The sequence below is a fragment of the Telluria sp. LT2P80 genome (assembly GCF_059685955.1).
This window is the reverse complement of sequence record NZ_JCASIO010000001.1, coordinates 1381282-1407697: the sequence shown is the minus strand read 5'-3', so window position 1 is coordinate 1407697 and position 26416 is coordinate 1381282. Positions and strand designations below refer to the sequence as shown.

At 64.2% G+C, this 26416-nt stretch carries 21 protein-coding genes; 14 read left to right on the top strand and 7 right to left on the bottom strand.

The features are described 5' to 3' along the window. The first annotated feature begins 186 nt into the window (after positions 1–186). The 4 genes from AC56LW_RS06140 (at position 187) to AC56LW_RS06125 (ending at position 5457) form a co-directional block, all read left to right on the top strand. Positions 187–1905: a proline--tRNA ligase gene (locus AC56LW_RS06140; protein ID WP_499632745.1), complete on the top strand. Its 1719-nt coding sequence runs from the start codon at positions 187–189 to the stop codon at positions 1903–1905. After that, complete coding sequence (locus AC56LW_RS06135) at positions 1905–2528, top strand: lytic transglycosylase domain-containing protein (RefSeq protein WP_499632742.1); 624 nt, start codon at positions 1905–1907, stop codon at positions 2526–2528. Before AC56LW_RS06140 ends, AC56LW_RS06135 begins: the two co-directional genes overlap by 1 nt. 93 nt (positions 2529–2621) lie before the next feature. After that, the gene (locus tag AC56LW_RS06130; protein ID WP_499632739.1) at positions 2622–4067 is read left to right on the top strand and encodes an alkaline phosphatase; all 1446 of its coding nucleotides are present in this window, start codon (positions 2622–2624) and stop codon (positions 4065–4067) included. 16 nt (positions 4068–4083) lie between these two features. After that, the gene (locus AC56LW_RS06125; RefSeq protein ID WP_499632736.1) at positions 4084–5457 is read left to right on the top strand and encodes an alkaline phosphatase; all 1374 of its coding nucleotides are present in this window, start codon (positions 4084–4086) and stop codon (positions 5455–5457) included. Positions 5458–5557: 100 nt separating this feature from the next. Here the strand turns inward: AC56LW_RS06125 and AC56LW_RS06120 are convergent, their stop codons facing one another. Beyond that, positions 5558–5962 (bottom strand): SWIB/MDM2 domain-containing protein, encoded by a 405-nt coding sequence (locus tag AC56LW_RS06120; RefSeq protein WP_332532342.1) that lies wholly within the window; start codon positions 5960–5962, stop codon positions 5558–5560. Positions 5963–6195: 233 nt separating this feature from the next. Continuing rightward, on the bottom strand, positions 6196–7563 hold the full coding sequence (gene ffh / locus AC56LW_RS06115; protein ID WP_183556289.1) for a signal recognition particle protein: 1368 nt from the start codon (positions 7561–7563) through the stop codon (positions 6196–6198). 253 nt (positions 7564–7816) lie between these two features. Here ffh and AC56LW_RS06110 point away from each other — a divergent pair, with 253 nt between their 5' ends. The 8 genes from AC56LW_RS06110 (at position 7817) to AC56LW_RS06075 (ending at position 19099) form a co-directional block, all read left to right on the top strand. Further along, a complete protein-coding gene (locus AC56LW_RS06110) occupies positions 7817–8620 on the top strand; it encodes a cytochrome C assembly family protein (RefSeq protein ID WP_332532252.1) in 804 nt (267 codons plus the stop codon). Then, the gene (locus AC56LW_RS06105) at positions 8620–8868 is read left to right on the top strand and encodes a PP0621 family protein (protein ID WP_258835672.1); all 249 of its coding nucleotides are present in this window, start codon (positions 8620–8622) and stop codon (positions 8866–8868) included. The genes AC56LW_RS06110 and AC56LW_RS06105 overlap by 1 nt, the downstream gene beginning before the upstream one ends. 13 nt (positions 8869–8881) lie before the next feature. Then, entirely contained in the window at positions 8882–10543 is a 1662-nt protein-coding gene (locus AC56LW_RS06100; protein WP_499632733.1) for a sensor histidine kinase, read from the top strand. A gap of 18 nt (positions 10544–10561) precedes the next feature. Beyond that, positions 10562–12013, top strand: coding sequence for a sigma-54-dependent transcriptional regulator (locus tag AC56LW_RS06095; RefSeq protein WP_499632730.1), 1452 nt, complete (start codon positions 10562–10564; stop codon positions 12011–12013). 496 nt (positions 12014–12509) lie between these two features. After that, positions 12510–15467 carry a ribonucleoside-diphosphate reductase subunit alpha gene (locus AC56LW_RS06090; protein WP_499632727.1) on the top strand — a complete coding sequence of 986 codons (2958 nt, stop codon included), beginning with the start codon at positions 12510–12512 and terminating at the stop codon, positions 15465–15467. Positions 15468–15623: 156 nt separating this feature from the next. Then, a complete protein-coding gene (locus AC56LW_RS06085; protein ID WP_499632724.1) occupies positions 15624–16730 on the top strand; it encodes a ribonucleotide-diphosphate reductase subunit beta in 1107 nt (368 codons plus the stop codon). Between the two features lie 141 nt (positions 16731–16871). Next, positions 16872–18593 carry a PQQ-dependent sugar dehydrogenase gene (locus tag AC56LW_RS06080; protein WP_499632721.1) on the top strand — a complete coding sequence of 574 codons (1722 nt, stop codon included), beginning with the start codon at positions 16872–16874 and terminating at the stop codon, positions 18591–18593. An 86-nt stretch (positions 18594–18679) separates the two neighbouring features. Continuing rightward, complete coding sequence (locus AC56LW_RS06075; protein ID WP_499632718.1) at positions 18680–19099, top strand: hypothetical protein; 420 nt, start codon at positions 18680–18682, stop codon at positions 19097–19099. A 512-nt stretch (positions 19100–19611) separates the two neighbouring features. Here AC56LW_RS06075 and AC56LW_RS06070 read toward each other — a convergent pair. After that, a complete protein-coding gene (locus tag AC56LW_RS06070) occupies positions 19612–20805 on the bottom strand; it encodes a hypothetical protein (protein ID WP_499632715.1) in 1194 nt (397 codons plus the stop codon). On the opposite strand from AC56LW_RS06070, the gene AC56LW_RS06065 reads away from it, so the two are divergent. Together AC56LW_RS06065 and AC56LW_RS06060 are read left to right on the top strand one after the other, a co-directional pair. After that, positions 20768–21205 carry a histone gene (locus AC56LW_RS06065; RefSeq protein WP_499632712.1) on the top strand — a complete coding sequence of 146 codons (438 nt, stop codon included), beginning with the start codon at positions 20768–20770 and terminating at the stop codon, positions 21203–21205. The genes AC56LW_RS06070 and AC56LW_RS06065 overlap by 38 nt on opposite strands. 114 nt (positions 21206–21319) lie before the next feature. Then, positions 21320–21850, top strand: a complete 531-nt coding sequence (locus AC56LW_RS06060) for a YggT family protein (RefSeq protein WP_499632709.1) — start codon at positions 21320–21322, stop codon at positions 21848–21850. A gap of 78 nt (positions 21851–21928) precedes the next feature. Here AC56LW_RS06060 and AC56LW_RS06055 read toward each other — a convergent pair whose 3' ends face one another. From AC56LW_RS06055 to accC, 4 genes are read right to left on the bottom strand one after another with little or no spacing between them, the layout of a single operon-like run. Beyond that, positions 21929–22870: a carbohydrate kinase family protein gene (locus tag AC56LW_RS06055; RefSeq protein WP_499632706.1), complete on the bottom strand. Its 942-nt coding sequence runs from the start codon at positions 22868–22870 to the stop codon at positions 21929–21931. Positions 22871–22880: 10 nt separating this feature from the next. After that, positions 22881–23957 carry a DUF3426 domain-containing protein gene (locus AC56LW_RS06050; RefSeq protein ID WP_499632703.1) on the bottom strand — a complete coding sequence of 359 codons (1077 nt, stop codon included), beginning with the start codon at positions 23955–23957 and terminating at the stop codon, positions 22881–22883. 4 nt (positions 23958–23961) lie between these two features. Beyond that, entirely contained in the window at positions 23962–24921 is a 960-nt protein-coding gene (gene prmA, locus AC56LW_RS06045) for a 50S ribosomal protein L11 methyltransferase (protein WP_499632700.1), read from the bottom strand. After that, entirely contained in the window at positions 24918–26318 is a 1401-nt protein-coding gene (gene accC / locus AC56LW_RS06040) for an acetyl-CoA carboxylase biotin carboxylase subunit (protein ID WP_258835657.1), read from the bottom strand. The genes prmA and accC overlap by 4 nt, the downstream gene beginning before the upstream one ends. Positions 26319–26416: the final 98 nt, after the last annotated feature.

Below are 26416 nucleotides of genomic sequence, written 5' to 3'. Positions count from 1 at the left end.
TGCGGGCACTCGGTACCCTTGTGTTTTTACTTACGTATTGTCATGCCCAAGGGGTTTCCGCACCGCTTGCGCGGTCGATGATGCTGGTTCCGGACCCTGTTTGTAGAAAGATTGGACGCATCAGCCGGCTAATCCTTTAAAATTAGGTCGATTATAACCCTCTCTTTTTAAAAAGAATTCACAGATATGCGTGCCTCACGATTTTTTATTTCAACTCTGAAAGAAGCGCCTTCCGATGCCGAGATCGTCAGCCACAAGCTGATGATGCGCGCCGGGATGATCAAGCGCCTGGGTTCCGGCATCTATACGTATATGCCGGTCGGGCTGCGCGTCATCCGCAAGGTCGAAGCGATCGTCCGTGAAGAAATGAATCGCGCTGGTGGTATCGAACTCTTGATGCCGCTCGTGCAGCCGGCCGAACTGTGGCAAGAGACAGGTCGCTGGGACAAAATGGGCGACGAGCTGATGCGCGTGAAAGACCGCCATGGCCGCGACTTTGCAATCCAGCCGACGTCCGAAGAAGTCATCACCGACGTCGTGCGCAGCGAGATCAAGTCGTATCGCCAACTGCCGGTGAACTTCTATCATATCCAGACCAAGTTCCGCGACGAGCGCCGTCCGCGCTTCGGCCTGATGCGCGGCCGCGAATTCACGATGAAGGATGCCTATTCGTTCGACCGCGACGTCGCCGGCATGCAGACGTCGTACCAGACCATGTTCGACGCCTATACCCGCATCTTCACGCGCTTCGGCCTGAAGTTCCGCGCGGTGGCGGCCGACAACGGCGCCATCGGCGGCACCGGTTCGCATGAATTCCACGTCATCGCCAGCACTGGCGAAGATGCGCTGGTCTACTGCCCGACGTCCGATTTCGCGGCCAATATGGAAGCGGCCGAAGCCGTCGCCAGCGGCGAGCGCGCCGCTCCCACGCAAACGCTGACCAAGACGCCAACCCCGGGCACGACCAAGTGCGAGACCGTCGCGGCGCTGCTGGGTGTGAACCTGGCGCAGACCGTCAAGACCATCGCTTTGACGGTCGAGAACGAAGGCAAGAAAAGCTACTGGGTGCTGCTGCTGCGCGGCGACCATGAACTCAACGAGATCAAGGTCGGCAAAGTGGACGGCCTGGCCGGCCACCGCTTCTCGACCGAAGCCGAAATCCTCGAGGTGTTCGGCACCGTGCCGGGCTACCTCGGTCCGGTTGGCACCCGTCTGCCAGTCACCGTCGTGGCTGACCGCACGGTCGCCAACATGGCCGATTTCGTCTGCGGCGCGAACGAAGAAGACTTCCACCACATCGGCGTGAACTGGGGCCGCGATCTGCCCGAGCCAATCGTGGCCGACCTGCGCAATGTCGTCGAAGGCGACCCGTCGCCGGACGGCAAGGGCGTGCTGGCGATCGAGCGCGGCATTGAAGTGGGCCACGTGTTCCAGCTCGGCACCGCGTACTCGCAGGCGATGGGCGCGACCTTCCTCGATGACGGCGGCCGGCCTGCGCCGCTGCAGATGGGCTGCTACGGCATTGGCGTGACCCGCATCCTGGGCGCGGCGATCGAGCAGAACTTCGACGACAAGGGCATCGTCTGGCCGGACGCGCTGGCGCCATTCGAAGTGGTGCTGTGCCCGATGGGCATGGACCGCAGCGAGATGGTCAAGGACGCGACCGAGCAGCTGTATGCATCGCTGTCGGCCATCGGCATCGACGTCATCGTCGACGACCGCGGCCTGCGGCCGGGCGCGATGTTCGCCGACTGGGAACTGATCGGCGTGCCGCACCGCGTCGTGATCGGCGAGCGTGGCCTGAAGGAAGGCAACCTCGAATACCAGGGCCGTCGCGATGCAGAAGCGAGTGGCGTGGCTGTCGGCGATATGCTCGGCTTCATCAAGGCCAAGCTGGGCAAGTGATGGCATTACGCCTGGCCTCCTGGTCCGGAGGCGTGCTGCTGGCGCTGGCCTTCGGTCTGGCGGCGCCGGCGCATGCCGGCAACCAGAAAGAAGAAGCGCTGTCGGATTCGGTGCGTCTGGCGCTGGCCAACGCCATCGCCGACGCGCGTCCGCCGCGCCCGACCTTCCGCACCGAGGCGGGACGGGCGCGCTACCAGGCGTGGTTTGACCAGATGTCGCCGCGCCTGGCCAAGCGCCTGCCCGACGTCCAGACCCGCACCGAGTTCCTCGAGACCGCGTGGTATGAAGCGACCCGCGCCGGCCTGGATCCGGGGCTGGTGCTGGGCCTGATCCAGGTGGAGTCGGCCTACCGCAAGTATGCGATCTCGATTGCCGGCGCGCGCGGCTACATGCAGGTGATGCCGTTCTGGACCAAGGCGATCGGCGACGGCGACCGCCGCCGCCTGTTCCACATGCAGACCAATCTGCGCTACGGATGCGCGATCCTGCGCATGTATATCGACATGGAGCGGGGCGACCTGTACCTGGCGCTGGGCCGCTACAACGGTAGCCGGGGAAAGCCGAAGTACCCGAACGCGGTGCTGGCCGCATGGAAGAACTGGGAATTCAAACCGGGGGCGTGAAGCGTTCCTGCCTTGTACAAAACCCTAACATAGCAATCCACCACGCCGTCATCGACGCGGTGTAGACTTCCCGCTTTCCCCAGTGAGGACTGCATGCGACCCATTCTTTTCACCGCTGGCGCACTGCTGGCGGCGCTCACCGGCTGCGCGGCCACGCCGCCTGTCTCGACCGCGACTGCGACCCCGGCCCTGACGGCCAACCCGGTCGACCAGCGCGCAAAGAACATCATCTTCTTCCTGGGCGACGGCATGGGCGTCAACACGCTCACTGCGGCGCGCATCTTTGCCGTCGGCGAAGAGGGCGAACTGGCGATTGACCGCCTGCCCGAATCGGCGTTCGTGAAGACCTTCTCCAACGATGCGCAGGTCACCGACAGCGCCGCCTCGATGGCCGCCTACATGACCGGCGTGAAGCAGAACAACGGCGTGATCTCGATGTCGGCCGGCACCCGTTCGATTGCGCCCGCCAAGGATGCCAACGGCAACAGCCTGGTGAGCCGCTGCGAGAACGGCGAAGCGGCTGTCACGCTGCTCGAACTGGCCCGCAAGCGCGGCATGGCCGTGGGCGTGGTCACCAATACCAGCGTCACCGACGCCACCCCGGCCGCGACCTATGCCCACGCCTGCCATCGCAAGCTGGAAACCGATATCGCCGCGAGCCTGGTGCCCGGCGGGGCCGGCTACAACGGGGCGCTGGGCGCCAATGGCCTGGACGTCCTGTTCGGCGGCGGCGCGCAGCAATTCACGCCGTTCGCGCGTGGCGGCAAGCGCGCCGACAACCGCGATCTGCAGGCCGAGCTCAAGGCCAAGGGCTTCCGGGTCGTGGGCGACACCGCCGGGTTCAATGCCTTGACGCCAGGCGCGCCGGTCGTTGGCCTGTTCGCCGCCAACCACATGGACTTCGACGCGATCCGCGACGCCGCCCGTCAACCGGCGCTGCCAGCCATGACGACCAAGGCCATCGACCTGCTGGCGCCGCACCGTGGTGGTTTCTTCCTGATGGTCGAGGGCGGCCTGATCGACCATGCGCTGCACGCCACGCTCGGCAAACGCGCGCTGCAGGAGACGGTGACGTACAACGCCGCGCTGCAGGCGGCGCTCGAACGCATGGAAGCGCTCGACCCGGGCCTGAAGAACACGCTGATCGTCGCCACCGCCGACCATGACCACACGCTGCTGCTGAACGGCTACGCAGCGCGCACCGGCAAGACCACGCCTGCCAACCCGGGTGTACTGGGCCTGGTGCGCACGGCCGACGGCAAGCCGACGCTCGACAGCCAGGGCATGCCGTACACGATCATCGGCTTCGGCACGGGCGAGAATCGCCACCAGGGCGGGCGCACCACGCCGCTGACCGACGCCGTCGTCGCGGCCGACGATTACCACCAGCAAGCAGTCGTGCGCACGCGCGCAGGCGCCGAGACGCATGGCGGCAGCGACGTCTACCTGGGCGCCGCCGGCGCGAACGCGGAGCTGTTCCGCGGGACCATCGACAACACGCGCGTCTTCAATCTGATCAAGACCGCAGCCGGTCTGTAAGCACGAGAAATCCACCATGACTTCACGACGCATTCTCCCGCTGCTGCTGGCCGCCGCCTTTGGCGCAGCGCTGCCGGCAACGGCTTCGGCCCAGCAAAAGGCGAAGAACATCATCTTCTTCCTTGGCGACGGCATGGGCCCGTCCGTCACCACCGCCGCCCGCATCTACCGCGGCGGCGAAGACAGCCTGCTGCACTTCGAGCGCCTGATGGAGCGCACCGCGCGCATCAAGACCTATTCGCTCGATTACCAGACCACCGACAGCGCGCCGTCGATGGGGTCATACATGACCGGCATGAAGCTGAACAACGACGTCATTTCGCAGGCCGGCGCCCGCACGATCAACCCGACCAAAGACGGCGTCGACCAGTGCGGCGCGAATAACGGCACGCCGGCGATCACGATCCTGGAGCTGGCCAAGGCACGGGGCCGCGCCACCGGCGCCATCACCACGACCGAACTGACGCACGCCACGCCCGCGTCGACCTTCGCACACACCTGCAGCCGCGATGCGGCCTACACGATCGCGCAGCAGCTCGTACCGGGCGGCGCCGGCTACAACGCGGCGCTGGGCGACGGCGTCGACGTGCTGATGGGCGGCGGGCGCAATCACTTCACGCCACGCGACGCGGCGCTCAATCCGAAGGGCCGGCCGGATGGACGCGACCTGATGGCCGAATTTGCCGGCGCCGGCTATTACGTGGCCGGCACCCGCGCCGGCATGATGTCGGCCAAGGCAGGGCGCAAGTTCGTCGGCATCTACAGTGACAGCAGCCACCTCGATTACGCGTACCAGCGCCGCCCCGAGCAGCCGACGCTGGCGGAGATGACGGGCAAGGCGATCGATCTGCTGTCGACCAATCCGAACGGCTTCTTCCTGATGGTCGAAGGGGGCAAGATCGACCATGCGCTGCACGACACCCGCGCGAAGCACGCACTGGAAGAGACGGTGGCGTTCGACGATGCGTTGCAGCTGGCGGTCGAGCGCATGCGCGCGATCGACCCGGGCCTGCAGAACACGCTGATCGTGCTCACCGCCGACCATGACCACACGATGCAGATCAACGGCTACCCGAAGCGCGGCAACCCGATCCTGGATATCGTGCGCGACTACGCGACGGGCGAGCCGAAGAAGGATGCGGACGGCAAGACGTTCACCACGCTGGTGTTTGGCAATGGTCCGAACCGGCCGGACATGCGCGCCGATGTCGATGGCATGGCCGCACAGGGCGACGATTACCACCAGGAGACAGGCGTGCACAAGTCGTCCGAAACCCATGGCGGCGGCGATGTGAAACTGTATGCGACCGGCGCCGGCTCGGCGTCATTCAAAGGCACGATGGAGAATACCCGCGTGTTCGAACTGATGAAGGCTGCCGGCGGCCTGTAAGTTCAGATTCAGGTTATTTACACCTGAATAACAAAAAGCCCCGGATTTGATTCCGGGGCTTTTTTTAATCAGCGAGACGTCGACTGAATATAACCTGAACTTATTTCAGATGATCCGAAATCAGTTTGGTCATTTCAAACATCGAGACTTGCTCTTTGCCGCCGAAGACTGCTTTGAGCTTGTCGTCGCCATTGATCATGCGACGGTTTGCCGGATCTTGCAGGTCTTTCGACTTGATGTAATCCCAGACCTTTTTGGTCACTTCGGTGCGTGGCAGCGGCTTGTCGCCAACGACTGCAGCGAGCGTGGCCGACGGGGTCATGGCTTTCATGAACGCGGCGTTTGGCTTGCGTGCAACTGCTGGCTTGTCGGCCGATTTGTCAGCCGTTTTAGCGGCTGCTTTTGCTGGTGCTGCTGCCTTTTTTGCTGCGGGCTTGGCCGCTGCAGCAGGCTTGGCAGCTGCTTTTTTTGCTGGTGCTGCAGTGGTTTTTTTGGCTGTTGCCATCTTCGAGCCTCCTAAAACGAACACATGGAAAAATGCGTAATTTATCGCACGCCTATATTGGTAGCGTTTTACTGTTCGTGCAAGTCTTTTTCCAAACTTTTTCACTCTGATAAGCGGCTAAATGGGCGCTATCGCACACAACAACGCACGGGAACGATAAAACGCCGACAAGGGGCGTAAAAAAACCGCGCAAAGCGATACTCTGCGCGGTTCTGCGAGCGGAAAACAACCGATTAGCGCATGCCGGGCATCATGCCCTTCATCCCGCGCATCATCTTCATCAGGCCGCCGCCTTTGAGCTTTTTCATCATCGTCTGCATCTGGTCATACTGATTGAGCATGCGATTGACTTCCTGCACCTGGACACCGGCACCGGCCGCAATGCGGCGCTTGCGGTTGGCCTTGATCAGTTCGGGTTTCGCGCGCTCGAGCGGGGTCATCGAATCGATGATGCCGACCATGCGCTGGACCGATTTCTCGGCCTGGCCCATGTTGGCGCCTGCCGCGGCTTGCTGGAACTGGGCCGGCAGCTTGTCCATCAGGCCGGCCATGCCGCCCATCTTTTTCATTTGCGTCAGCTGCGACTTGAAGTCGTTCATGTCGAAGCGGCCGCCGACCTTGATCTTGTTGGCCAGTTCGGCTGCCGCTTCGGCGTCGACACCCTTGCGCGCTTCTTCGACCAGCGCCAGGATGTCGCCCATGCCCAGCACGCGGTTGGCCATGCGGGCCGGATCAAAGGCTTCGAGGCCATCGAGTTTTTCGGAGACACCGGCAAACTTGATCGGTTTGCCCGTCACGTGCCGCACCGACAGCGCCGCACCGCCGCGCGAGTCGCCATCGAGCTTGGTCAGCACGATGCCGGTCAGGGGCAGGGCGTCGTTGAACGCCTTGGCGGTGTTGATCGCATCCTGGCCCAGCATGGCGTCGACGACGAACAGCGTCTCGATCGGGTTGACGGCGGCGTGCACGGCCGCGATCTCTTGCATCATCGCTTCGTCGATACCGAGGCGACCCGCGGTATCGATGATCAGGACGTCGTGGTAATGCTTCTTGGCCCAGTCGAGTGCGGCCAGTGCAATGTCGACCGGCTTGTCGCTGGCGGTCGACGGGAAGAAGTCGGCGCCGACCTGCCTGGTCACCGATTCGAGCTGCGCGATTGCGGCCGGACGGTAGACGTCGGCCGAGACGGTCAGGACCTTCTTCTTTTTCTGTTCCTTCAGGTACTTGGCCAGCTTGCCGGTGGTGGTGGTTTTACCAACACCCTGCAGGCCGGCCATCAGGATGATCGCCGGCGGTTGCTGGGCGAACGACAGCTGGCTGGCCTCAGGGCCGAGGTCGGCGCCCATCAGGGCTGCCAGTTCCTTCTGCACCACGCCCACGAGCGCCTGGCCCGGGCTGAGCGAGCCGACGACTTCTTCGCCGAGGGCTTTTTCCTTGACCTTGGCGATGAATTCACGCACCGCCGGCAGCGCCACGTCGGCCTCGAGCAGGGCCATGCGCACTTCGCGCAGCATCTCTGCAGTGTTTGCCTCGGTGAGGCGCGCCTCGCCGCGCATGGTCTTGACGACCTTGGCAAGGCGTTGGGTGAGGTTATCTAGCATGTTCAACCTAATTAGTAAGGGCACATCGGACGCGCGGTCCCGAGCAAAATGCCGGTGGGCGAGCGCCGCCAAAGCGGCATTTTACCTTGCGCAGGTGCTGCTGGTTCTTCCGGCGGACGGCAGGCGCACATTTTTTCAGCAAACCGTGGCGTTTTGCACTGGAGGAAAGCGTGGGCGGCGCCGCCCGCATGCCAGGTGGGCGAAAAATCCGCCTACCCCACGGCGGCACCATGCAATGGTGTAGACTCCCGTCATGCAGAATTTCCTCTTCCTTGCCGCGGCTTTCCTGTACGCGGTATGCGCCCTGCTGCCATCGCGCCGCGCGCCGGCCATCTCGGCCGTGACGGCCGGCGCATGGGCGCTGCACGGCGTCTCGCTCGGCATGGACGTGATGGTGCCGGGCCGGCTGCGTGTCGGTTTCGCCATCATGCTGTCGTCCGCGCTGTGGGTGTCCGTGGCCGCCTACTGGCTCGAAAACCGCAATTTCGCCCTCGACGGCATGCGCCGCCTGGTGATGCCGTTCGCCGCCGTGGCCGCGCTGCTGCCGCTGCTGTTCCCCGGCACCCTGACGCCGCTGGCCGGCAAGTCGCCGGCGTTTGGCTGGCATATCGCGGTTGCAGTGCTGGCCTACAGCACCCTGACCATTGCCGCCTTCCACGCCGTGCTGATGGCATTGCAGGAAGCGCGGCTGCACACCCGCACCGCTGGTGGCGGCCGGTTTGACGCCGCGCTCGACCAGTTGCCGGCGCTTCTTACCATGGAAAAACTGCTGTTCCGGGTGATCTGGATCGGCTTCATCCTGCTCAGCCTGACGGTGCTGTCTGGCTTCGTGTTCTCCGAACAGGTGTTCGGCAGGCCGCTGCTGCTCGACCACAAGAGCGTGTTCGCGCTGCTGTCGTGGGCGCTGTTCGCGGCGCTGCTGGCCGGGCGCCGCTGGCGAGGCTGGCGCGGCAAGACCGCGCTGCGCTTCACGCTGGCCGGGTTTGCCACGCTGGCGCTGGCCTATGTCGGCAGCCGTTTCGTGCTCGAAGTTATCCTGCACCGGGGAACCATCTGATGCGACTATTATTCTGGATTGCCTTCATCGCCCTCGTCGTCTTCGCGGTGCGCAACAAGCTGCGCGCCATGAGCAAACGTGCGGCCGTACCGCCGCAGGCGCGCCCCGGCGCGGCCAAGGCGCCGGTGCAGATCGAAGCGATGGCCCAATGTACCCACTGCGGCATGTACTTCCCGGCGTCCGAATCGGTGCGCGCCGACGGCCACGACTACTGTTCGCCAGGCCACGTGCGCCTGCCGCCGCCGTAGGCGCAGGCCGGCCTTGACGCAACGCCGCATCCTGTCGCCCGAAGCGCGCGTCGCCCTGTGGCGCTCGCTGCAGACCTTCACGCTCACGCGCATCGTCATCGCGCTGGTACTGCTGCTGTATTTCGGTGTTAACTTCGAGAACGGCACGCTGCGCGTCACGCAGCAGGTCGCCCAGATCTGCCTGGGCTACGCCATCATGGCGCTGGTGTTCTCGTTCGCCGCGCGCCGCCAGCGCCGCTTCCTGGTGCAGCTAGGCGTGCAGGTTGCGCTCGACCTCCTGGTCATTTCGCTGCTGTATCTGGCCGCCGGCGGCCTGCGCAGCGGCCTTGGCATCCTGTATCTGTTCCCGCTGGCCGGCGCGGCGATCCTTGCGCCCTTGCTGCTGGCGTTGTTCGCGGCGGCGGTGGCCACGCTGTTCTTGCTGGGCCTGAGCGTGTGGCAACTGGTCGAAGGGTTCGATCCGCCGCTGATGCAGGCGGGCCTGTTTGGCGCAGCCTTCTTCGCCGCCGTGCTGGTAACCAACCGCATGGCCGCGCGTCTGCTGGGGCAGGAAGAACTGGCAGCCCAGCGCGGCGCCGACCTGCGCATCCAGCAGGCGATCAATGAAATCGTGATTGCCGACGTGGGCGACGGCATCCTGGTGGTGGGCGCCGACGGCACGGTGTTTACCGGGAATCCGGCGGCGCGCCGCATGCTCGGGCTGCAGGCCGACACGTCGGGCTTCCTGCTGCACGCGGCGCCGGCCTTCGAACCGCTGGCCGAAGCGTTCGATGCCTGGCTTGCCGCGCCCGAGAACGATACGGCCTTCGTCACCGTCAAGCCGTATCGCGAAGGTGACGGCGCCGGTGACGTGCGCGGCCGGCGCGACCAGCCGGTGCACGTCAAGCTGCGCTTTGCCCGTGTCGCCGCGCCGGCCGATGCAGTGGGGGAGGGCGGTAGCCGCAGCGTGATCTTCATGCAGGACGTGAGCGCCATCGAAAACCAGGCGCAGCAACTCAAGCTGGCGTCGATGGGGCGCCTGACCGCCAGCATCGCGCACGAGGTGCGTAACCCGTTGTCGGCCATCGGCCACGCGACGGCGCTGCTGGCCGAAGACCTGCATGGCCCGGCCGAAGTGCGGCTGCTGAAAATCGTCGGCGACAATGTGGCGCGCGTGAACCGCATGGTCGAAGACATCCTGCAGCTGTCGCGCAAGGCCCAGCCCAACGGCGAGCCGGTGCCGCTGGGCGCGTTTCTCGAACAGCTCAAGGCCGAGTTCTGTGAAATCCATGGCCTGGCCGGTGATATAGTCTATATCGGCGATCCGGGCGGCAGCGCCGTGCGCTTCGATCCGCTGCACCTGCATGAAGTCCTGCTCAATCTGCTCAACAACGCGGTGCGCTATGCCAGCCGCCAGCCGGCCAGCATCCGCATCTTTCCTGCGCGCGATGCCGCCGGGCGGCGCGAGCTGCACGTGCAGGACGACGGCCCCGGCATCACGCCCGAAGTGCGCGACCACCTGTTCGAGCCGTTCTATACCACCTCGAGCAAGGGCACCGGCCTTGGACTCTACCTGGCGCGCGAACTGTGCCTCAACAACGATGCGAAACTCGATTATGAATACCGGTTCGACCCGTCCGCGCTGGGCCCGCGCAAGGCCAGTGGCCGCTTTGTCATCACCTTTGCCCTTGCCTGACGTGGCCGGGAAGCCGTCATGAGCGCGCCGCGCGTTTTGGTACTCGACGACGAGGCCGACCTGCGTGAGCTGCTCGAGATCACGCTGCTCAAGATGGGCCTGGACGTCGACAGCGCCGCCACGCTGCGCGAGGCGCGCGCGCTGTTCCACGAGCGCGATTACGCGCTGGTACTGACCGACATGCGCCTGCCGGACGGCCTGGGCCTCGAACTGGTGCGCGAAATCGGCGCGTCGGGCAAGGGCACGCCGGTGGCCGTGATCACCGCTTACGGCAGCGCCGAAAACGCAGTGGTGGCGCTGAAGGCCGGTGCGTTCGACTATATCGCCAAGCCGGTGGCGCTGGACGCGCTGCGCGTGATGGTGCGCGCGGCGCTCAAGCAATCCGAAAGCGCGGCGCTCGGTGACGGCGCTGCGCCCGACTCGCGCATGATCGGCAGCTCGCCCGCGATGGCGGCATTGCGGGCCCAGATCGCCCGCCTGGCGCGCTCGATGGCGCCGATCTCGATCACGGGCGAATCCGGCAGCGGCAAGGAGCTGGCCGCGCGCGAGATCCACGCCCAGAGTTCGCGCGCCGCCAAACCGTTCATCGCAGTGAACTGCGGCGCGATTCCCGAAACGCTGATGGAGGCCGAGTTCTTCGGCTACCGCAAGGGCGCCTTCACGGGCGCGTCCGATGAGCGCGACGGCTTCTTCCAGGCGGCTAACGGCGGCACGCTGATGCTCGACGAGGTGGCCGACCTGCCGCTGGCAATGCAAGTGAAGCTGCTGCGCGCGATCCAGGAGCGGCGCGTGCGCAAGATCGGCGCGACGGTCGAGGAACCGGTCGACGTGCGCATCATTAGCGCAACGCACCAGGACCTGGCGCGCTGCGTCGAAACAGGCAAGTTCAGGCAAGACCTGTTCTACCGGCTGAACGTGATCGAGCTGGGCTTGCCGCCGCTGCGCGAGCGTCTGGACGATCTGGCGCCACTGGTGAGCGGCATCCTGCAGCGTTTGGCCGGGGCAGGGCAGGCCACGCTCGGGGCCGGGGTGCTGGACGCGCTGCGGGCGTATTCATTCCCCGGCAATGTGCGCGAGCTGGAAAACGTGCTGGAGCGGGCGCTGGCGTTTGCCAACGATGGCGTGATCGAAGTGGGCGACCTGTCGCTCAAGGCGGCGCGGCCGATCGAACCGGCACGGGCCGAACTGGCACCGCCGGCGGTCACGCCGCCCGCTGCCGCGGCGCCAGTCGCTCCGGCCGCGCCGGTCGTACCCGTCGCGCCAACGGTATCGGCGCCGCCGGGCGTCGGTCCCGCCGAATTGCCCGGCAACCTGCCCGAATACCTGGAGCAGGTCGAACGCGACATCATCGGCCGCGCCCTGCAGCAAACCCAGTTCAACCGGACCCAGGCCGCCAGCCTGCTCGGCATCAGTGTCCGCCAGTTGCGCTACCAGATGCAGAAGCTGGACATCAGCGCGCCGGACGATTGACGGCTGGTCTGCAGCCGGGCGGCGGGCCCGCGGCCCGGTCATTTCCCCACGGTTTTTTTAAGGTTAGTAGTCGCTTACCGCGTACTCCCCGTGCTTATGGCGACTCTCGAAAGTCAAGGCTCGCACGCGATAAAACTGAAAATTTTGGACATTTATTTGCTTGCCTGTACCGCAAACGAGGTACTACAATTAGTCTGATATCAACGCCCGGCACTAGATATAGTGGTAGTGACTGAAAAGGCACCAGGATTGCGGGCTGCGGCGAGTTGTTCATACGTTGTCCACAAGTTGCACACAAACTTATCCATTGATCGGTTAATTAAGCACTTGTCGACACGAAATATTTACTAGTTCTTACCCTGCTTCTCTGGTTTGCCACCACAGGCCACCGGCTGGCAGGGCATCGTTTTTTAATTTGTTGACGGACCGGGTTTGCGCAATACGGCAAGACGGTTGCCATGTAGACAACGGCGGTCCGACCGCTCCTGGAGGCGCAATGCAAACAGCACAGAATAGTTCGATTAACCAACATGTCACCCCAGGATCGGCGCCCGCCGGCAGCACCCCGGCCGACATCGTCGCTCGTGGCGACTATCGCGTCATCCGCCGCAACGGTTCGGTGGTGGCGTTCGAGCCGCACAAGATCTCGGTCGCAATGACCAAGGCCTTCCTGGCAATCGCCGGCGGCCAGGGCGCCGTGTCGGCGCGCATCCGCGAGCTGGTCGAGCAGATGACCAACAACGTCGTCACCGCGCTGGTGCGTCGCCAGCCAAACGGCGGCACGTTCCATATCGAGGACGTGCAGGACCAGGTCGAGCTGTCGCTGATGCGTTCGGGCGAACACGATGTCGCGCGTGAATACGTGCTGTACCGCGCCAAGCGCATGGAAGAGCGCCGCGCCGCGAAAGAAGCCGCTGGTGGCGGTGGCGCCGTCGTCGCGCCGCAGATCCACGTCGTCGATGGCGGCGAGCGTCGCCTGCTGGACATCAACACCGTCATCGGTCTGATCGGCGCGGCCTGCGCCGGCCTCGAAAAGCACGTCGACGCTGACGCGATCCTGGCCGAGACCATGAAGAACCTGTACGACGGCGTGCCGGTCGAAGAGCTGCACAAGTCGGCCATCCTGGCTGCGCGCGCGCTGATGGAAAAAGACCCGGCCTACAGCCAGGTCACCGCCCGCATCCTGCTGCACACGATCCGCAAGGAAGTCTTCGGCCGCGAAGTGGCGCAAGCCGGCGCCGCCGCCGAATACCTGACCTACTTCCCGCAATACATCGCCAAGGGCATCGCCAACGAGCTGCTCGACGAAGAACTGGGCAAGTACGACCTTGAGCGCCTGGCCAAGGCCATCGTCGCCGACCGCGACCTGCAGTTCGGCTACATCGGCCTGCAGACCCTGTACGACCGCTACTTCCTGCACGTGCGCGACGTGCGCATCGAAATGCCACAGGCGTTCTACATGCGCGTGGCAATGGGCCTGGCCCTGCGTGAAGACGACCGCGAAGCGCGCGCCATCGAGTTCTACAGCCTGCTGTCGTCGTTCGACTTCATGAGCTCGACCCCGACCCTGTTCAACTCGGGCACCCGCCGTTCGCAGCTGTCGTCGTGCTACCTGACCACCGTCGGCGACGACCTGGAAGACATCTACGACGCCATCAAAGAAAATGCGCTGCTGTCGAAGTTCGCCGGCGGCCTGGGCAATGACTGGACGCCAGTGCGCGCACTCGGTTCGCGCATCAAGGGCACCAACGGCCGCTCGCAGGGCGTGGTTCCGTTCCTGAAAGTGGTCAACGACACGGCCGTCGCGGTCAACCAGGGCGGCAAGCGCAAGGGCGCTGTCTGCGCCTACCTGGAAACCTGGCACCTCGACATCGAAGAATTCCTCGACCTGCGCAAGAACACGGGCGACGATCGCCGCCGCACCCACGACATGAACACGGCGAACTGGATTCCCGACCTGTTCATGAAGCGCGTGATGGAAAAGTCGCACTGGACGCTGTTCTCGCCATCCGAGACGCCCGACCTGCACGATCTGACCGGCAAGGCCTTCGAACAAGCCTATCTGGCGTACGAAGCCAAGGCCGAGCGCGGCGAAATGGCCGTCTTCAAAAAGATCGAGTCGCTCGACCTGTGGCGCAAGATGCTGTCGATGCTGTTCGAAACCGGTCACCCATGGATCACGTTCAAGGACCCGTGCAACATCCGCTCGCCACAGCAGCACGTGGGCGTCGTGCACTCGTCGAACCTGTGCACCGAGATCACGCTGAACACGAGCGCCGATGAAATCGCCGTCTGCAACCTGGGCTCGGTCAATCTGCCGCAGCACATGAAGGGCGATGGCCTGGATCACGTCAAGCTGCAAAAGACGATCCGCACCGCGATGCGCATGCTCGACAACGTCATCGACATCAACTACTACGCCGTCGAAAAAGCGCGCAACTCGAACCTGCGCCACCGTCCGGTCGGCATGGGCGTGATGGGCCACCAGGATTGCCTGCACATGATGCGCATCCCGTTCTCGTCCGACCGGGCGGTGCAGTTCGCCGACACGTCGATGGAAGCGGTCTGCTACTACGCCTACCTGGCCTCGACCGAACTGGCCGAAGAGCGTGGCCGCTACGAAACCTACACGGGTTCGCTGTGGGACCGCGGCATCCTGCCGCAGGATTCGATCCAGCTGCTGGCCGACGAACGTGGCAACCAGTACCTGGAGCAGGATACGTCGTCGAAGATGGACTGGACCCCGGTGCGCGAGCGCATCAAGCAGTTCGGCATGCGCAACTCCAATTGCGTGGCAATCGCTCCGACCGCGACGATCTCGAACATCATCGGCGTCTCGGCCTGTATCGAGCCGACGTTCCAGAACCTGTACGTGAAGTCGAACCTGTCGGGTGAATTCACCGAGATCAACTCGTACCTGGTGCGTGACCTGAAGGCGCGTGATCTGTGGGACGAAGTCATGATCGCCGACCTGAAGTACTTCGACGGCTCGCTGTCGAAAATCGACCGCGTACCGCAAGACCTGCGCGACCTGTACGCAACGGCATTCGAAGTCGAGCCGAAGTGGCTGGTCGATGCTGCGTCGCGTCGCCAGAAGTGGATCGACCAGGCCCAGTCGCTGAACATCTACATGGCCGGCGCATCGGGCAAGAAGCTGGACGAAACCTACAAGCTGGCGTGGCTCCGTGGTTTGAAAACGACCTACTACCTGCGCACGATCGCTGCGACGCACCTGGAAAAGTCGACCACCCGTACCGGCGCGCTGAACGCCGTGTCGGTCTCGGGCGGCCTGTCCGGTGGCCTGTCGGCCGGCGAGAAAGCGCCGGTTGCTCCGGCACCGGCACCGGCCGCGAATATGGCGACGGCGACGGCAGCAGCGACCGAAGAAGATGGCGCCGCCTGCTATCTGCGTCCGGGCGACGATGGTTTCGAGGAATGCGAAGCCTGCCAGTAACCCTCGCAGTCACTGAGTAAGGGAGGCGAGCCGCCTGCAAGGCCGGCTCGCCCCCCGGCAAGTACAACGGCGCCAGTCGCCGACAACACGAATAACCAACGCATCAACGTGCCCGGGCCGCAGTCGCTGCGCCAGCGCACCACAGAAGGGACCACCATGCTTAACTGGGACGACGAACCAACCAGCGCACCAAGCGCTCCGCAAGCCGACGCCGGCCTCGCCATCGTGCCTGCCGCCGAAGTGGCAAAACGCGTCAACGCCGACGACAAGCGCATCATCAACGGCCAGACCGACGTGAACCAGCTCGTGCCATTCAAATACAAATGGGCATGGGACAAGTACCTGGCCGGTTGCGCGAACCACTGGATGCCGCAAGAAGTGAACATGCAGCGCGATATCGAGCTGTGGAAGAGCCCGAACGGCCTGTCGGAAGACGAGCGCCGCCTGGTCAAGCGCAACCTGGGCTTCTTCGTGACGGCCGACTCGCTCGCCGCGAACAATATCGTGCTGGGCACCTACCGCCACATCACGGCCCCCGAGTGCCGCCAGTACCTGCTGCGCCAGGCGTTCGAGGAAGCGATCCACACGCACGCTTACCAGTACATCGTCGAGTCGCTGGGCCTGGACGAAGCCGAGATCTTCAACGCCTACAACGAAGTCAAGTCGATCCACGACAAGGACCAGTTCCTGATCCCGTTCATCGACACGCTGACCGACCCTGAATTCAAGACCGGCACCACGGAAAACGACCAGAAGCTGCTCAAGTCGATCATCGTCTTCGCCTGCCTGATGGAAGGCCTGTTCTTCTACGTGGGCTTCACGCAGATCCTGGCGCTGGGCCGCCAGAACAAGATGACCGGCGCCGCCGAGCAGTACCAGTACATCCTGCGCGACGAATCGATGCACGTGAACTTCGGCATCGACGTGATCAACACGATCAAGATGGAAAATCCGCAGCTGTGGACCCCGGAATTCCGCGAAGAGATCAAGGCCCTGTTCATCGAAGCAGTCGACCTCGAATACCGCTACGCCGAAGACACGATGCCACGCGGCGTACTGGGCCTGAACGCCCCGATGTTCAAGGGCTACCTGCGCTTCATCGCCAACCGCCGCGCGGTGCAGATCGGCCTCGAGTCGCTGTTCCCGAACGAAGAAAACCCGTTCCCGTGGATGAGCGAAATGATCGACCTGAAGAAAGAGCGTAACTTCTTCGAGACTCGCGTGACCGAGTACCAGACTGGCGGCACGCTGAGCTGGGATTGATGCGGGGGCGTCCATCGCCCTGCGTCAGCCACGAACAAAAAGCCCGGCGCTGGTAAAGCCGGGCTTTTTTTCGCCTGTTGCGCGCAGCCCGTCGGTGTTGACCTATGATGGCGATCTTTCAAGCCTGACCAGGAGACACCCTTGAACGCCCATACCACGCTGCTGCACGCCCTCATGCTCGCCGGCCTGGCGACAGTCTCAGTCGCCCACGCTGCGCCCCAGGTGGCCGCTGGCCGCACGATCTTCCAGAACAACTGCGCCAGCTGCCACACGGTCGATACCGGGATGGCGCAGCTGGCTGGCCCGGGCCTGTTCGGCGTTGTCGGGCGCAAGGCGGCGGATGTCGCCGGGTTCAATTATTCGGCGGCGCTGGCCAAGGCCGGCGCGAGCGGCACCGTGTGGACGCGCGACGAACTCGACATGTTCCTGCTCGACCCGGCTAAGCGCGTGCCCGGCACGACCATGCCGGTCGGCGTGCCGGACGCAAAACAGCGCGGCGCGCTGATCGATTACCTGGCCAGCCTGCAGGGTGCTGAGACTGCCGCCGCAGTGCCAGCCCTTGCGCCAGCCCTTGCGAAAGCCGATGCACAAGCTGCATCCCGCGCCGGCGCCTGGACCGAAAACCAGCCCGGCAAGGTCTGGCACATCAAGCCCACCGACCTGGCCACGCCATTCGCCACGGACAGCGCCGGCAACAGCGCGCGCGTGCAGGCACGGCCCAACGGCACGCTGCCGACCGTGATGCCCGGCTTTACGGTCAGCGTGTTCGCGCAGGACGCCGACAAGCCGCGCGTGGCACTGCGCGCGCCGAATGGCGACGTGTTCCTGGCCGCGACCGGCGCGGGCGCGATCAAGGTGCTGCGCTCGCGTGATGGCAGGAAGGCCGACAGCGCCGGCGTGTTCGCTACTGGACTGGCGCGTCCGTACGGCATGGCCTTCTGGCCGAGCGGCGCCAATCCGCAGTATCTGTATGTGGCCGGCGTCAATTCGGTCGTGCGCATCCCGTACCGCAATGGCGACCTGACGGCGCGCGGCGCGCCCGAAACCGTGATTGCCGAACTGTCCGAGACCAGTGGCGGTCACACGACGCGCACGCTGGCGTTCTCGAAGGACGGCAAGACGCTGCTGCTGTCGATCGGCTCGGCGACCAACGTCGCGGCCGACATTGGTCGCACGCCGCCCGTGCCGCTGGCGCAGTGGGAGCGCGAGCACGGCGTGGGCGGCGCCTGGGGCGTCGAGACGGACCGCGCCACCGTCATGGCGTTCGACCCGGACGGCAAGAACCGCCGCACCTTCGCGACCGGTCTGCGCAACTGCGTGGGCTTGCTGGTGCTGCCAACCACGGGCGACGTCATGTGCAATGTGAACGAGCGCGATGCCCTGGGCGACAACCTGCCGCCCGACTACCTGACGCGCGTGAAACAGGGCGGTTTCTATGGCTGGCCGTGGTACTACATCGGCGACAACGAAGACCCGCGCCTGGCGGGTCACCGGCCCGACCTGAAGGGCAAGACGATCACCCCGGATGTGCTGCTGCAGGCGCACTCGGCGCCGCTGGGCATGGTGGCGTACCACGCGCCGGAGGGTGCGACCAGTGCGTTCCCGAAGGAGTACGAGGGCGATGTGTTCGTGGCGCTGCACGGCTCGTGGAACCGTGGCGTGCGCACCGGCTACAAGGTCGTGCGCGTGTTCATGAAGAACGGGGTGCCCACCGGGCAGTACCAGGACTTCATGAGCGGCATGGTGGTCAGCGACCGCGATGTGTGGGGCCGGCCGGCGGCAGTCGAAGTCGCGCGCGATGGCGCGCTGCTGGTGGTCGACGATGCCGGCGGCACGTTGTGGCGCGTGGCGCCGGGGCGCTGACGCGACCTGGCACGAGAGTGGACATGCGCGTGCACAAGCGACCGCGCATGCGCTAGGATGGGCATCTCCTATTGGCAGGGGCTTTCATGATTCCGCATACCTTCAGGCTGGCGCTTTGTGGCGCGGCCTTGCTGGCCGGCTGCGCCGGCACGCCGCCCACAGCGGTCAAGCCGACGCTGGTTCTCGAAGACCACGTGGATGGCGCGCCGCGCGATGCGGCGTGCCTGGCGCTGGATGATGGCGCGCGTGTCCGCGCCACCAACCACGGTTTCGATCTGGTGGCGAAGGAGATGGTGGTCGCGCCCACGGCCGGCGCGCCGGCGGGTGCGGCGCCGCGATCCGTCTACCTGGTTCCGCTCGGCAGCCACCCGGTGGAGCGAATGGCACGGCAACTGGACGGCTCGTTCCATTCGGTATTCGTCAATTGCCAGACTCGACTGGCCTATATTGCCAAACGCGGCGGCGTGATCGACAGTATCTATTGGTTCGGACCGTTCGATCTGTGAATCGATTCAACTGCGGGTTGAAAGGCGCGCGTGAATTCGGCGTCATTTGCAGAATCCCTGTCAATTCAGGCGCGCTTGCTTATTTGGCCTCTCATATTGCGCGGCTTGTTTCCGATTCTCGGTTGCGCACACACAAAGAAAGCACGTACTTTACGCGATTGAATTTGTCAAATCGAGAAGATGTGATATTGTCGCGGGCATCGGGCAAATCGATCGAATAATAGGGCGCTGAACCAAACAGTATGCACGGAAGCGAAGCGAAAAGAACAAGCCGCCTTGCCTGACCAATTGCTCAGGCAAGGCGGCTTTTTCTTTTCGCACCCGCAAGGGTAGCGCTGTGACGACGCTGGAACGGTGGCCTGTCGACGTTGGCTGAAGCGCTGCAACTGTGAGGAGTTGCAGCAGTTCAGCCGGTGCCGGATTCATTGACGCATATCGATCTTCGGCATGCGTCGATGAATAACTCGCCGGTCAACAACGACCTGGCGGGTTTTAAACCCTGAGCGTATTTCTCATCGCAGATGAAGGAGAATTAAAATGGCAACCGCTAAAAAAACAGTTGTAAAGGCAGCAGTGAAGAGCGCGCCTTCGTCCACGACGAAGTCGACCGCAAAGGCTGCAGCAGAGAAACCAGTCGCGAAAAAAGCCGCGACCAAGGCCACGACCAAGGCCACCACCGCCAAGACCACCACGGCAAAAGCAACCACTGCCAAGACCACCACCAAGGCAGCAGCCAAACCGGCAGCCCGGGCAGTGAGCAAGCCAGCGACGAAAACCACGGCGAAACCTGTTGCAAAGAAAACCACTGCAACCAAGACCGCTGCGACCAAAACCACGGCGACCAAAACCACTGCAGCCAAAGCCGCAGTTAAATCGACCGCCAAGTCGTCCGCAAAGCCGGCAGTAAAGAAAACCGTCACCAAAACTGCAGCAAAGCCAACGGTAAACAAAACCGCCGCTAAAACTGCAGCGAAGCCGGTAACCAAGAAAGTCGCTGCCAAGTCCGCAGTGAAGCCTGCAACTAAGCCAGCAACTAAGTCAGCAACTAAAGCAACAACCAAACCAGCAGCTAAAGCAGCAACCAAGCCGGCAGCGAAGAAAGCAGCAGCCAAACCAGCGGCAAAGAAAGCAGCAGCGAAACCTGCAGCCAAGCCAGCGGCAAAGAAAGCAGCAGCGAAACCTGCAGCCAAGCCGGCTGCAAAGAAAGCAGCAGCCAAGCCAGCAGCCAAACCTGCCGCCACGAAAACGTCGGCCAAGGCCGCCACCAAATCGCCAGCTAAATCGGCCACCAAATCGACCGCTAAATCGGCTACCAAGTCGACTGCTAAATCGGCCACCAAATCGACCACCAAGTCGGCAGCGAAATCGCCGGCCAAGTCGACCGCTAAATCAGCAGCCAAGCCGGCAGTAAAGAAAACCGCCGCCAAGCCAGCCGCTAAAACGACGACCAAAGCTGCAGCCAAGCCGGTCACCGCAAAAGCGGGCACCAGCAAGACAGCCGCCAAGCCAGTCGCCAAAAAAGCGGCCACGACCAAAGCAACGGCAAAGCCGGCAGCGCAAAAAGCAACGGTGACCAAAACCGCAGCCAAACCGGCTGTCACCAAAACCGCTGCTGCCAAGCCAGCCGCTAAAAAAGCGACCACCACCAGCGCCGCGGCCAAACCAGCCGTGACCAAAGCTGCCGCGACCACGACCGCTGCTGCCAAGCCTGCTGCTACCAAAACGGCCGCCGTCAAGCCAGCTGTCACCAAGACCGCTGCGACCAAGACCGTCGCCGCCAAGCCAGCCGCCACCAAGCCAGCTGCCGCGAAGCCGGACATGAAAGCCGACATCAAGGCCGACATCAAAGCTGACACCAAGCCGGAAGTCAAAGCCGACGCGAAGGCTGACGTCAAAGCCGATGCAAAAGCAGACGCGAAAGTGGACAGCAAGGCCGACGCCAAGCCAGAAGCGAAGAAGCCAGCCGCCAAGAAGGCAGCGACCAAGCCGGCAGCGGCTGATGCGAAAGCGGGTGACACGCCTGCAGCCGCACCGGCAGCGACCACTGCAGCAAAAAGCGTGATCGCGCCAACCGCCTGGCCATTCCCGACCAGCAGCCGTCCGTAATCGCAAACGCCCCTGCCTGCCGCGCGTCTTGCGCAGCATGGCAAGTGGGGCGCGCTTCAGGCACAATGCCGCTGTGTGAGCCTTCGCACAGCGGTTTTTTTTTGAGGAGAGTCCGTGCTGTCCATTCTTCAGTTTATCGTCGATATCGTTGCAGGCCTGCTGGGTGGGGTGCTGTTGCTGCGCTTCTGGACGAATGCCATCCGCGTGCGTCTTCCCGACCAGATTCGCCAGTTCGTCCATACCATCACCGACTGGCTGGTCATGCCGCTGCGGCGCGTGGTGCCCGGTACCCGCGGCTACGACTGGGCAAGCCTCATCGGCGCCTTCCTGGTGGTCCTTCTGGCCAGCACGGTGCTGCTGCTGGCCGGCGCCAGCGGCGAGACGATGCTGCTGTACGCGCTGCATCGCTTCCTGACGTGGATCCTGTACGGCTTCATGGCGCTGTTGATCATCGAAGCGGTCTTCAGCTGGGTCAATCCCAATGCGCCGCTGGCGCCGTTCGTGCACGCGCTCAATCAGCCATTGCTGCAGCCGATCCGGCGCGTCGTCAAGCCGATCGGCGGCATGGACCTGTCCGTGCTGGTGGCGCTCGTGCTGATCCAGATCCTGCTGTTCGTGCTGCGGCAGGTGTTCGGCTACATTTGAACCACCCGACCGTAAAAAAGGCCTCTGCATGCAGAGGCCTTTTTTTATGTCACGGGCGGCGCCGGCGGCGCCTTCGGCTTAGCGGAACTTGCTGCCGAACGCCTGCTCGAACTGCGCGTCGAATTCCTGCGGCGTGAAATGGTGGTTCTGGCCACCGGCCGAGGCGATCTTGATTGCGCCCAGCAGGCTGGCGATGCGCCCGCTCGTGGCCCAATCCAGATCATTGGTGATGCCGAACAGCAGGCCCGCACGGTAGGCGTCGCCGCAGCCGGTCGGGTCGACCACGTTGGTGGCCGTCACGGCTGGAATCTTGATGTGCTCGCCGTTTGCGTAGATGTCCGAACCGGCCTCGCCGCGCGTGATGATCAACGCCTCCAGGCGCGCCGCGATGTCGGCATGGCTCAGGCCCGTGCGGTCCATGACCATCTCGAATTCGTAGTCATTGCACGCCAGGTAGCTGGCCTGGCCGATGAACGTGATCAGTTCTTCGCCCGAGAACATCGGCAGTTGCTGGCCCGGATCGAACATGAACGGCACCTTCTGTTCGGCGCAGTCGCGCGCGTGCTTGATCATGCCGTCACGGCCGTCGGGCGAGATGATCGCTACGCGGATCGCGCCCTGGTCGGCGACGTTGTTCTGGTTCGAGTATTCCATCGCGCCCGGGTGGAAGGCGTTGATCTGGTTGTTGTCCTGGTCGGCCGTCACGAAGCATTGCGCGGTGTAGGCCTCGGGGATCGTGCGGACGCCGCGCGTCTCGAGTCCCTGTTCCTGCATGCGCTTGAGGTAGTCGCCGCCATCCTGGCCCAGGGTGCCCATCATCAGGGGCTCGCCGCCCAGCTGCTTGAGGTTGTAGGCGATATTGGCCGCGCAGCCGCCGTATTCGGTGCGCAGCGTCGGCACCAGGAACGACACGTTCACGCGGTGCAGCTGGTCGGCCAGCAGCGTGTCGCCGAAGCGGCCGTGGTACTGCATGATTTTGTCGAACGCGAGCGAGCCGCAGATCAGGGCGGTTTTGGTCATGGTGAGGCTTTCATGGATAGAACACTGCGATGTGGTAGCCGGACGGCTCTGCGCCCTCCAGCCTGAAATGGATGCGCACCTGCTGCTCGCCGCGTGCGGCGAACCCGGTGGGCGCGGCAGCGGCGGCGCCGGCGTAATCGCGCGGGGCGAACACGCGGCGTACCAGCGGCTTGTCGTCAAGGTCGTTCAGCGTCAGTTCGAGGCTGGGCCAGGCCAGCGCCATGTCGCCCTGGTTGCGCAGCACGGTGCTGAAGGTATAGGCGTTGCCGCCCAGCGTGATGAGTTCACCGGTCTCGATCACCAGCTGCTCCGGCCGCGCCGGCAGGTTGACGCTGCAGCCGAGCAGGGCGCAGGTCGAGACCAGCGCCGGACGCAGGCCCGGATGGCGCGCCGCCAGCACGTCGCGAAAGCTCACTGCTGCCTGCACGACCAGCACAATCAGCAGCAGCACGCTGCCGACGGCCAGCGCGATGCGCGTCGTCTTGCTGGAAGCTTCGCGCTGGCGTGTGCTGCGCACGAACTCGGGTTCATCGATGTCCGGCTTCGGCTTTGGCGGCGGTGGTGGTGGTTTGGGCGCCTCGTCGATGCGCGGCGGTGCGGCCTTGACGCGGCGCGCGCGCGCTTCGGCGGCGCGGTTGCGCGGCGAGGCAGGCACGTTCGATACGATCGGCGGCGAGCCGCCCGAGGATTCGCGCAGCAGCAGGGTCGGCGGGCCGATCGAGTCTGCCGTGTGCTCGCGGCTTGGTTCGGGCGCGGGGAGGGTGTCCGGTTCGGGTATTGATACCGGCATCGGCGCCGGTTCTGGGTCTGGTTCCTGCGGCGCGACCGGCTCGCTCACCGGTGCAAGTGTCTCGACCGGCGTCTCGTCAACGGGAGGGGAAGAAGTAGTGGGAGATTCGTCGGCCGGTGCGTCGGCAGGCGCCGCAACAACCGGTGCAGGCCCGGCCGCCAGATCGATCAGCGCGCTGTTCCCGTCAAAAATCTGCTGGCATGCGCCACAACGCACGATGCCCCCACGCAGCTTGAGCTGGTCCGCGGCGACGCGGAACTGCGTGCCGCAGTGGGGGCATTGTGTGGCGAGCGCCATGCCTTTATCCGGCAGTGGCAGTGGCAGTGCGTGCCGGCGGTGTGTCCTGGCCCAGCGTGCCGTGCAGGGCAACCCAGCCATCCTGCTCGGCCCAGACGCCCAGCTTGATGAATGGCGCATAGGCTGCAGCCACTTCGTTGGCCTGGCGTGCCAGTACGCCCGACAGCACGAGCGAACCGCCATCGGCCACGCGGCCGGCCAGCATCGGCGCCATCAGCTTCAATGGGCTCGACAGGATGTTGGCCACGACGATGTCGAACTTGCCGCCGGCATGGCGTTCATTGCCGGAAGCAGCAAACGTGTCAGGCAGGTAGAAGTCGATGGCGACGTTGTTGCGCTCAGCGTTGGCGCGTGCCGATTCGATCGCTTGCGGATCGATGTCGACACCGGCCACGTCCTGCGACCCCAGCTTCTTGGCCACCATCGCCAGGATGCCCGAGCCGCAGCCGTAGTCCAGCACCGACTTGCCCGGCGCAGGATGGGCTTCGAGCCACTCCATGCACAGGCGCGTTGTCGGATGGCTGCCGGTGCCGAAGGCCAGGCCCGGGTCCAGCTCGAGGATCAGGCCGTTCGGATCCGGCGCCACGTGCCAGCTCGGCACGACCCAGATATTGGTGCCGATGTGGATCGGCTCGAACTGCGATTGCGTCAGGCGCACCCAGTCGGCGTCTTCCACCTTGCGGGTGGTGAATGCCGGCACGACGGGCAGGTTGATCGCTTGCGCGGCCTCGGTGACGATCGCCAGCTGGTCGGCATCCGCATCGGTCAGTGCGACGACGCGGCTGTGGTCCCAGGCCGCTTCGGTCGGCTCCATGCCCGGCTCGCCGAACAGCGGCTTTTCGTCCTCAGTGCCTTCGTCGGCGTCTTCCACCGACACCGACAGCGCGCCGGCTTCCATCAGGGCGTCCGACAGCGCTTCGGCGTGTTCACGCGCCAGTTCGATGACGACTTCAGTCCAGCTCATTCGTTCACCTTGACTTCCGATTTGGCCGACAGCGCGGTTTCCTTCGGCAGATCGGGCTTGGCGGCCAGTTTCTGCTCCAGGTAGTGAATGTTGGTGCCGCCTTCGATGAAGCGGGCGTCGACCATCAGTTCGCGGTGCAGCGGAATATTGGTCAGGATACCCTCGACGACCATTTCGGACAGCGCGATCTGCATGCGGCGAATCGCCTGCTCGCGCGTGGCGCCATACGCGATGACCTTGCCGATCATCGAGTCGTAGTGCGGCGGCACGTAGTAGCCGGCGTACGAGTGCGAGTCGACGCGGATGCCAGGGCCACCCGGCGGATGCCAGCTGGTGATGCGGCCCGGCGACGGCGTGAACTTGAACGGGTCTTCGGCATTGATGCGGCACTCGATCGAGTGGCCCGACAGCATGATGTCGCGCTGGCGGAAGCGCAGCTTTTCGCCGCAGGCGATGCGGATCTGTTCCTGGACGATGTCGATCCCGGTGATCATCTCGGTGACCGGATGCTCGACCTGGATACGCGTGTTCATTTCGATGAAATAGAACTCGCCATTCTCGTACAGGAATTCGAAGGTGCCGGCGCCGCGGTAGCCGATCTTGCGGCAGGCTTCGGCGCAGCGGTCACCGATCTTTTCGATCAGCTTGCGCGGGATGCCCGGCGCCGGTGCTTCTTCAATGACCTTCTGGTGGCGGCGCTGCATCGAGCAATCGCGCTCGCCGAGCCAGACGGCGTTTTTGTGTTCGTCGGCCAGGATCTGGATTTCCACGTGACGCGGATTTTCCAGATACTTCTCCATATAGACTTCCGGATTGCCGAACGCGGCGCCGGCTTCGGTCTTGGTCATCGCCACGGCGTTGATCAGGGCCGCTTCGGTGTGCACCACGCGCATGCCGCGTCCGCCACCACCGCCGGCAGCCTTGATGATCACCGGGTAGCCGACGCGGCGCGCCGTCTGCACGATTTCTTTCGGGTCGTCCGGCAGGGCGCCGTCCGAGCCTGGCACGCACGGCACGCCGGCGCGGATCATGGCCTGCTTGGCCGAGACCTTGTCGCCCATCAGGCGGATCGATTCGGAACGCGGGCCGATGAAGACGAAGCCCGATTTCTCGACGCGCTCGGCGAAGTCGGCGTTTTCGGACAGGAAGCCGTAGCCCGGGTGGATCGCTTCGGCGTCGGTCACTTCGGCCGCGCTGATGATCGCGGGCATGTTCAGATAGCTGAGGCTCGATTGCGCCGGGCCGATGCAGACCGACTCGTCCGCCAGTTTCACGTACTTGGCGTCCTTGTCGGCCTCGGAGTGCACGACGACCGTCTTGATGCCCAGCTCGCGGCAGGCGCGCTGGATACGCAGCGCGATTTCACCACGGTTGGCGATGAGGATTTTTTCAAACATGGTTGGTCCGGTGGTTCAGTGAAAACCGGCGCAGCTGAAAGACAAGCGGCGCCGGACACGTCATGGGTGAGCTGGTGGCAGGACTGCCGCCCAGCTTG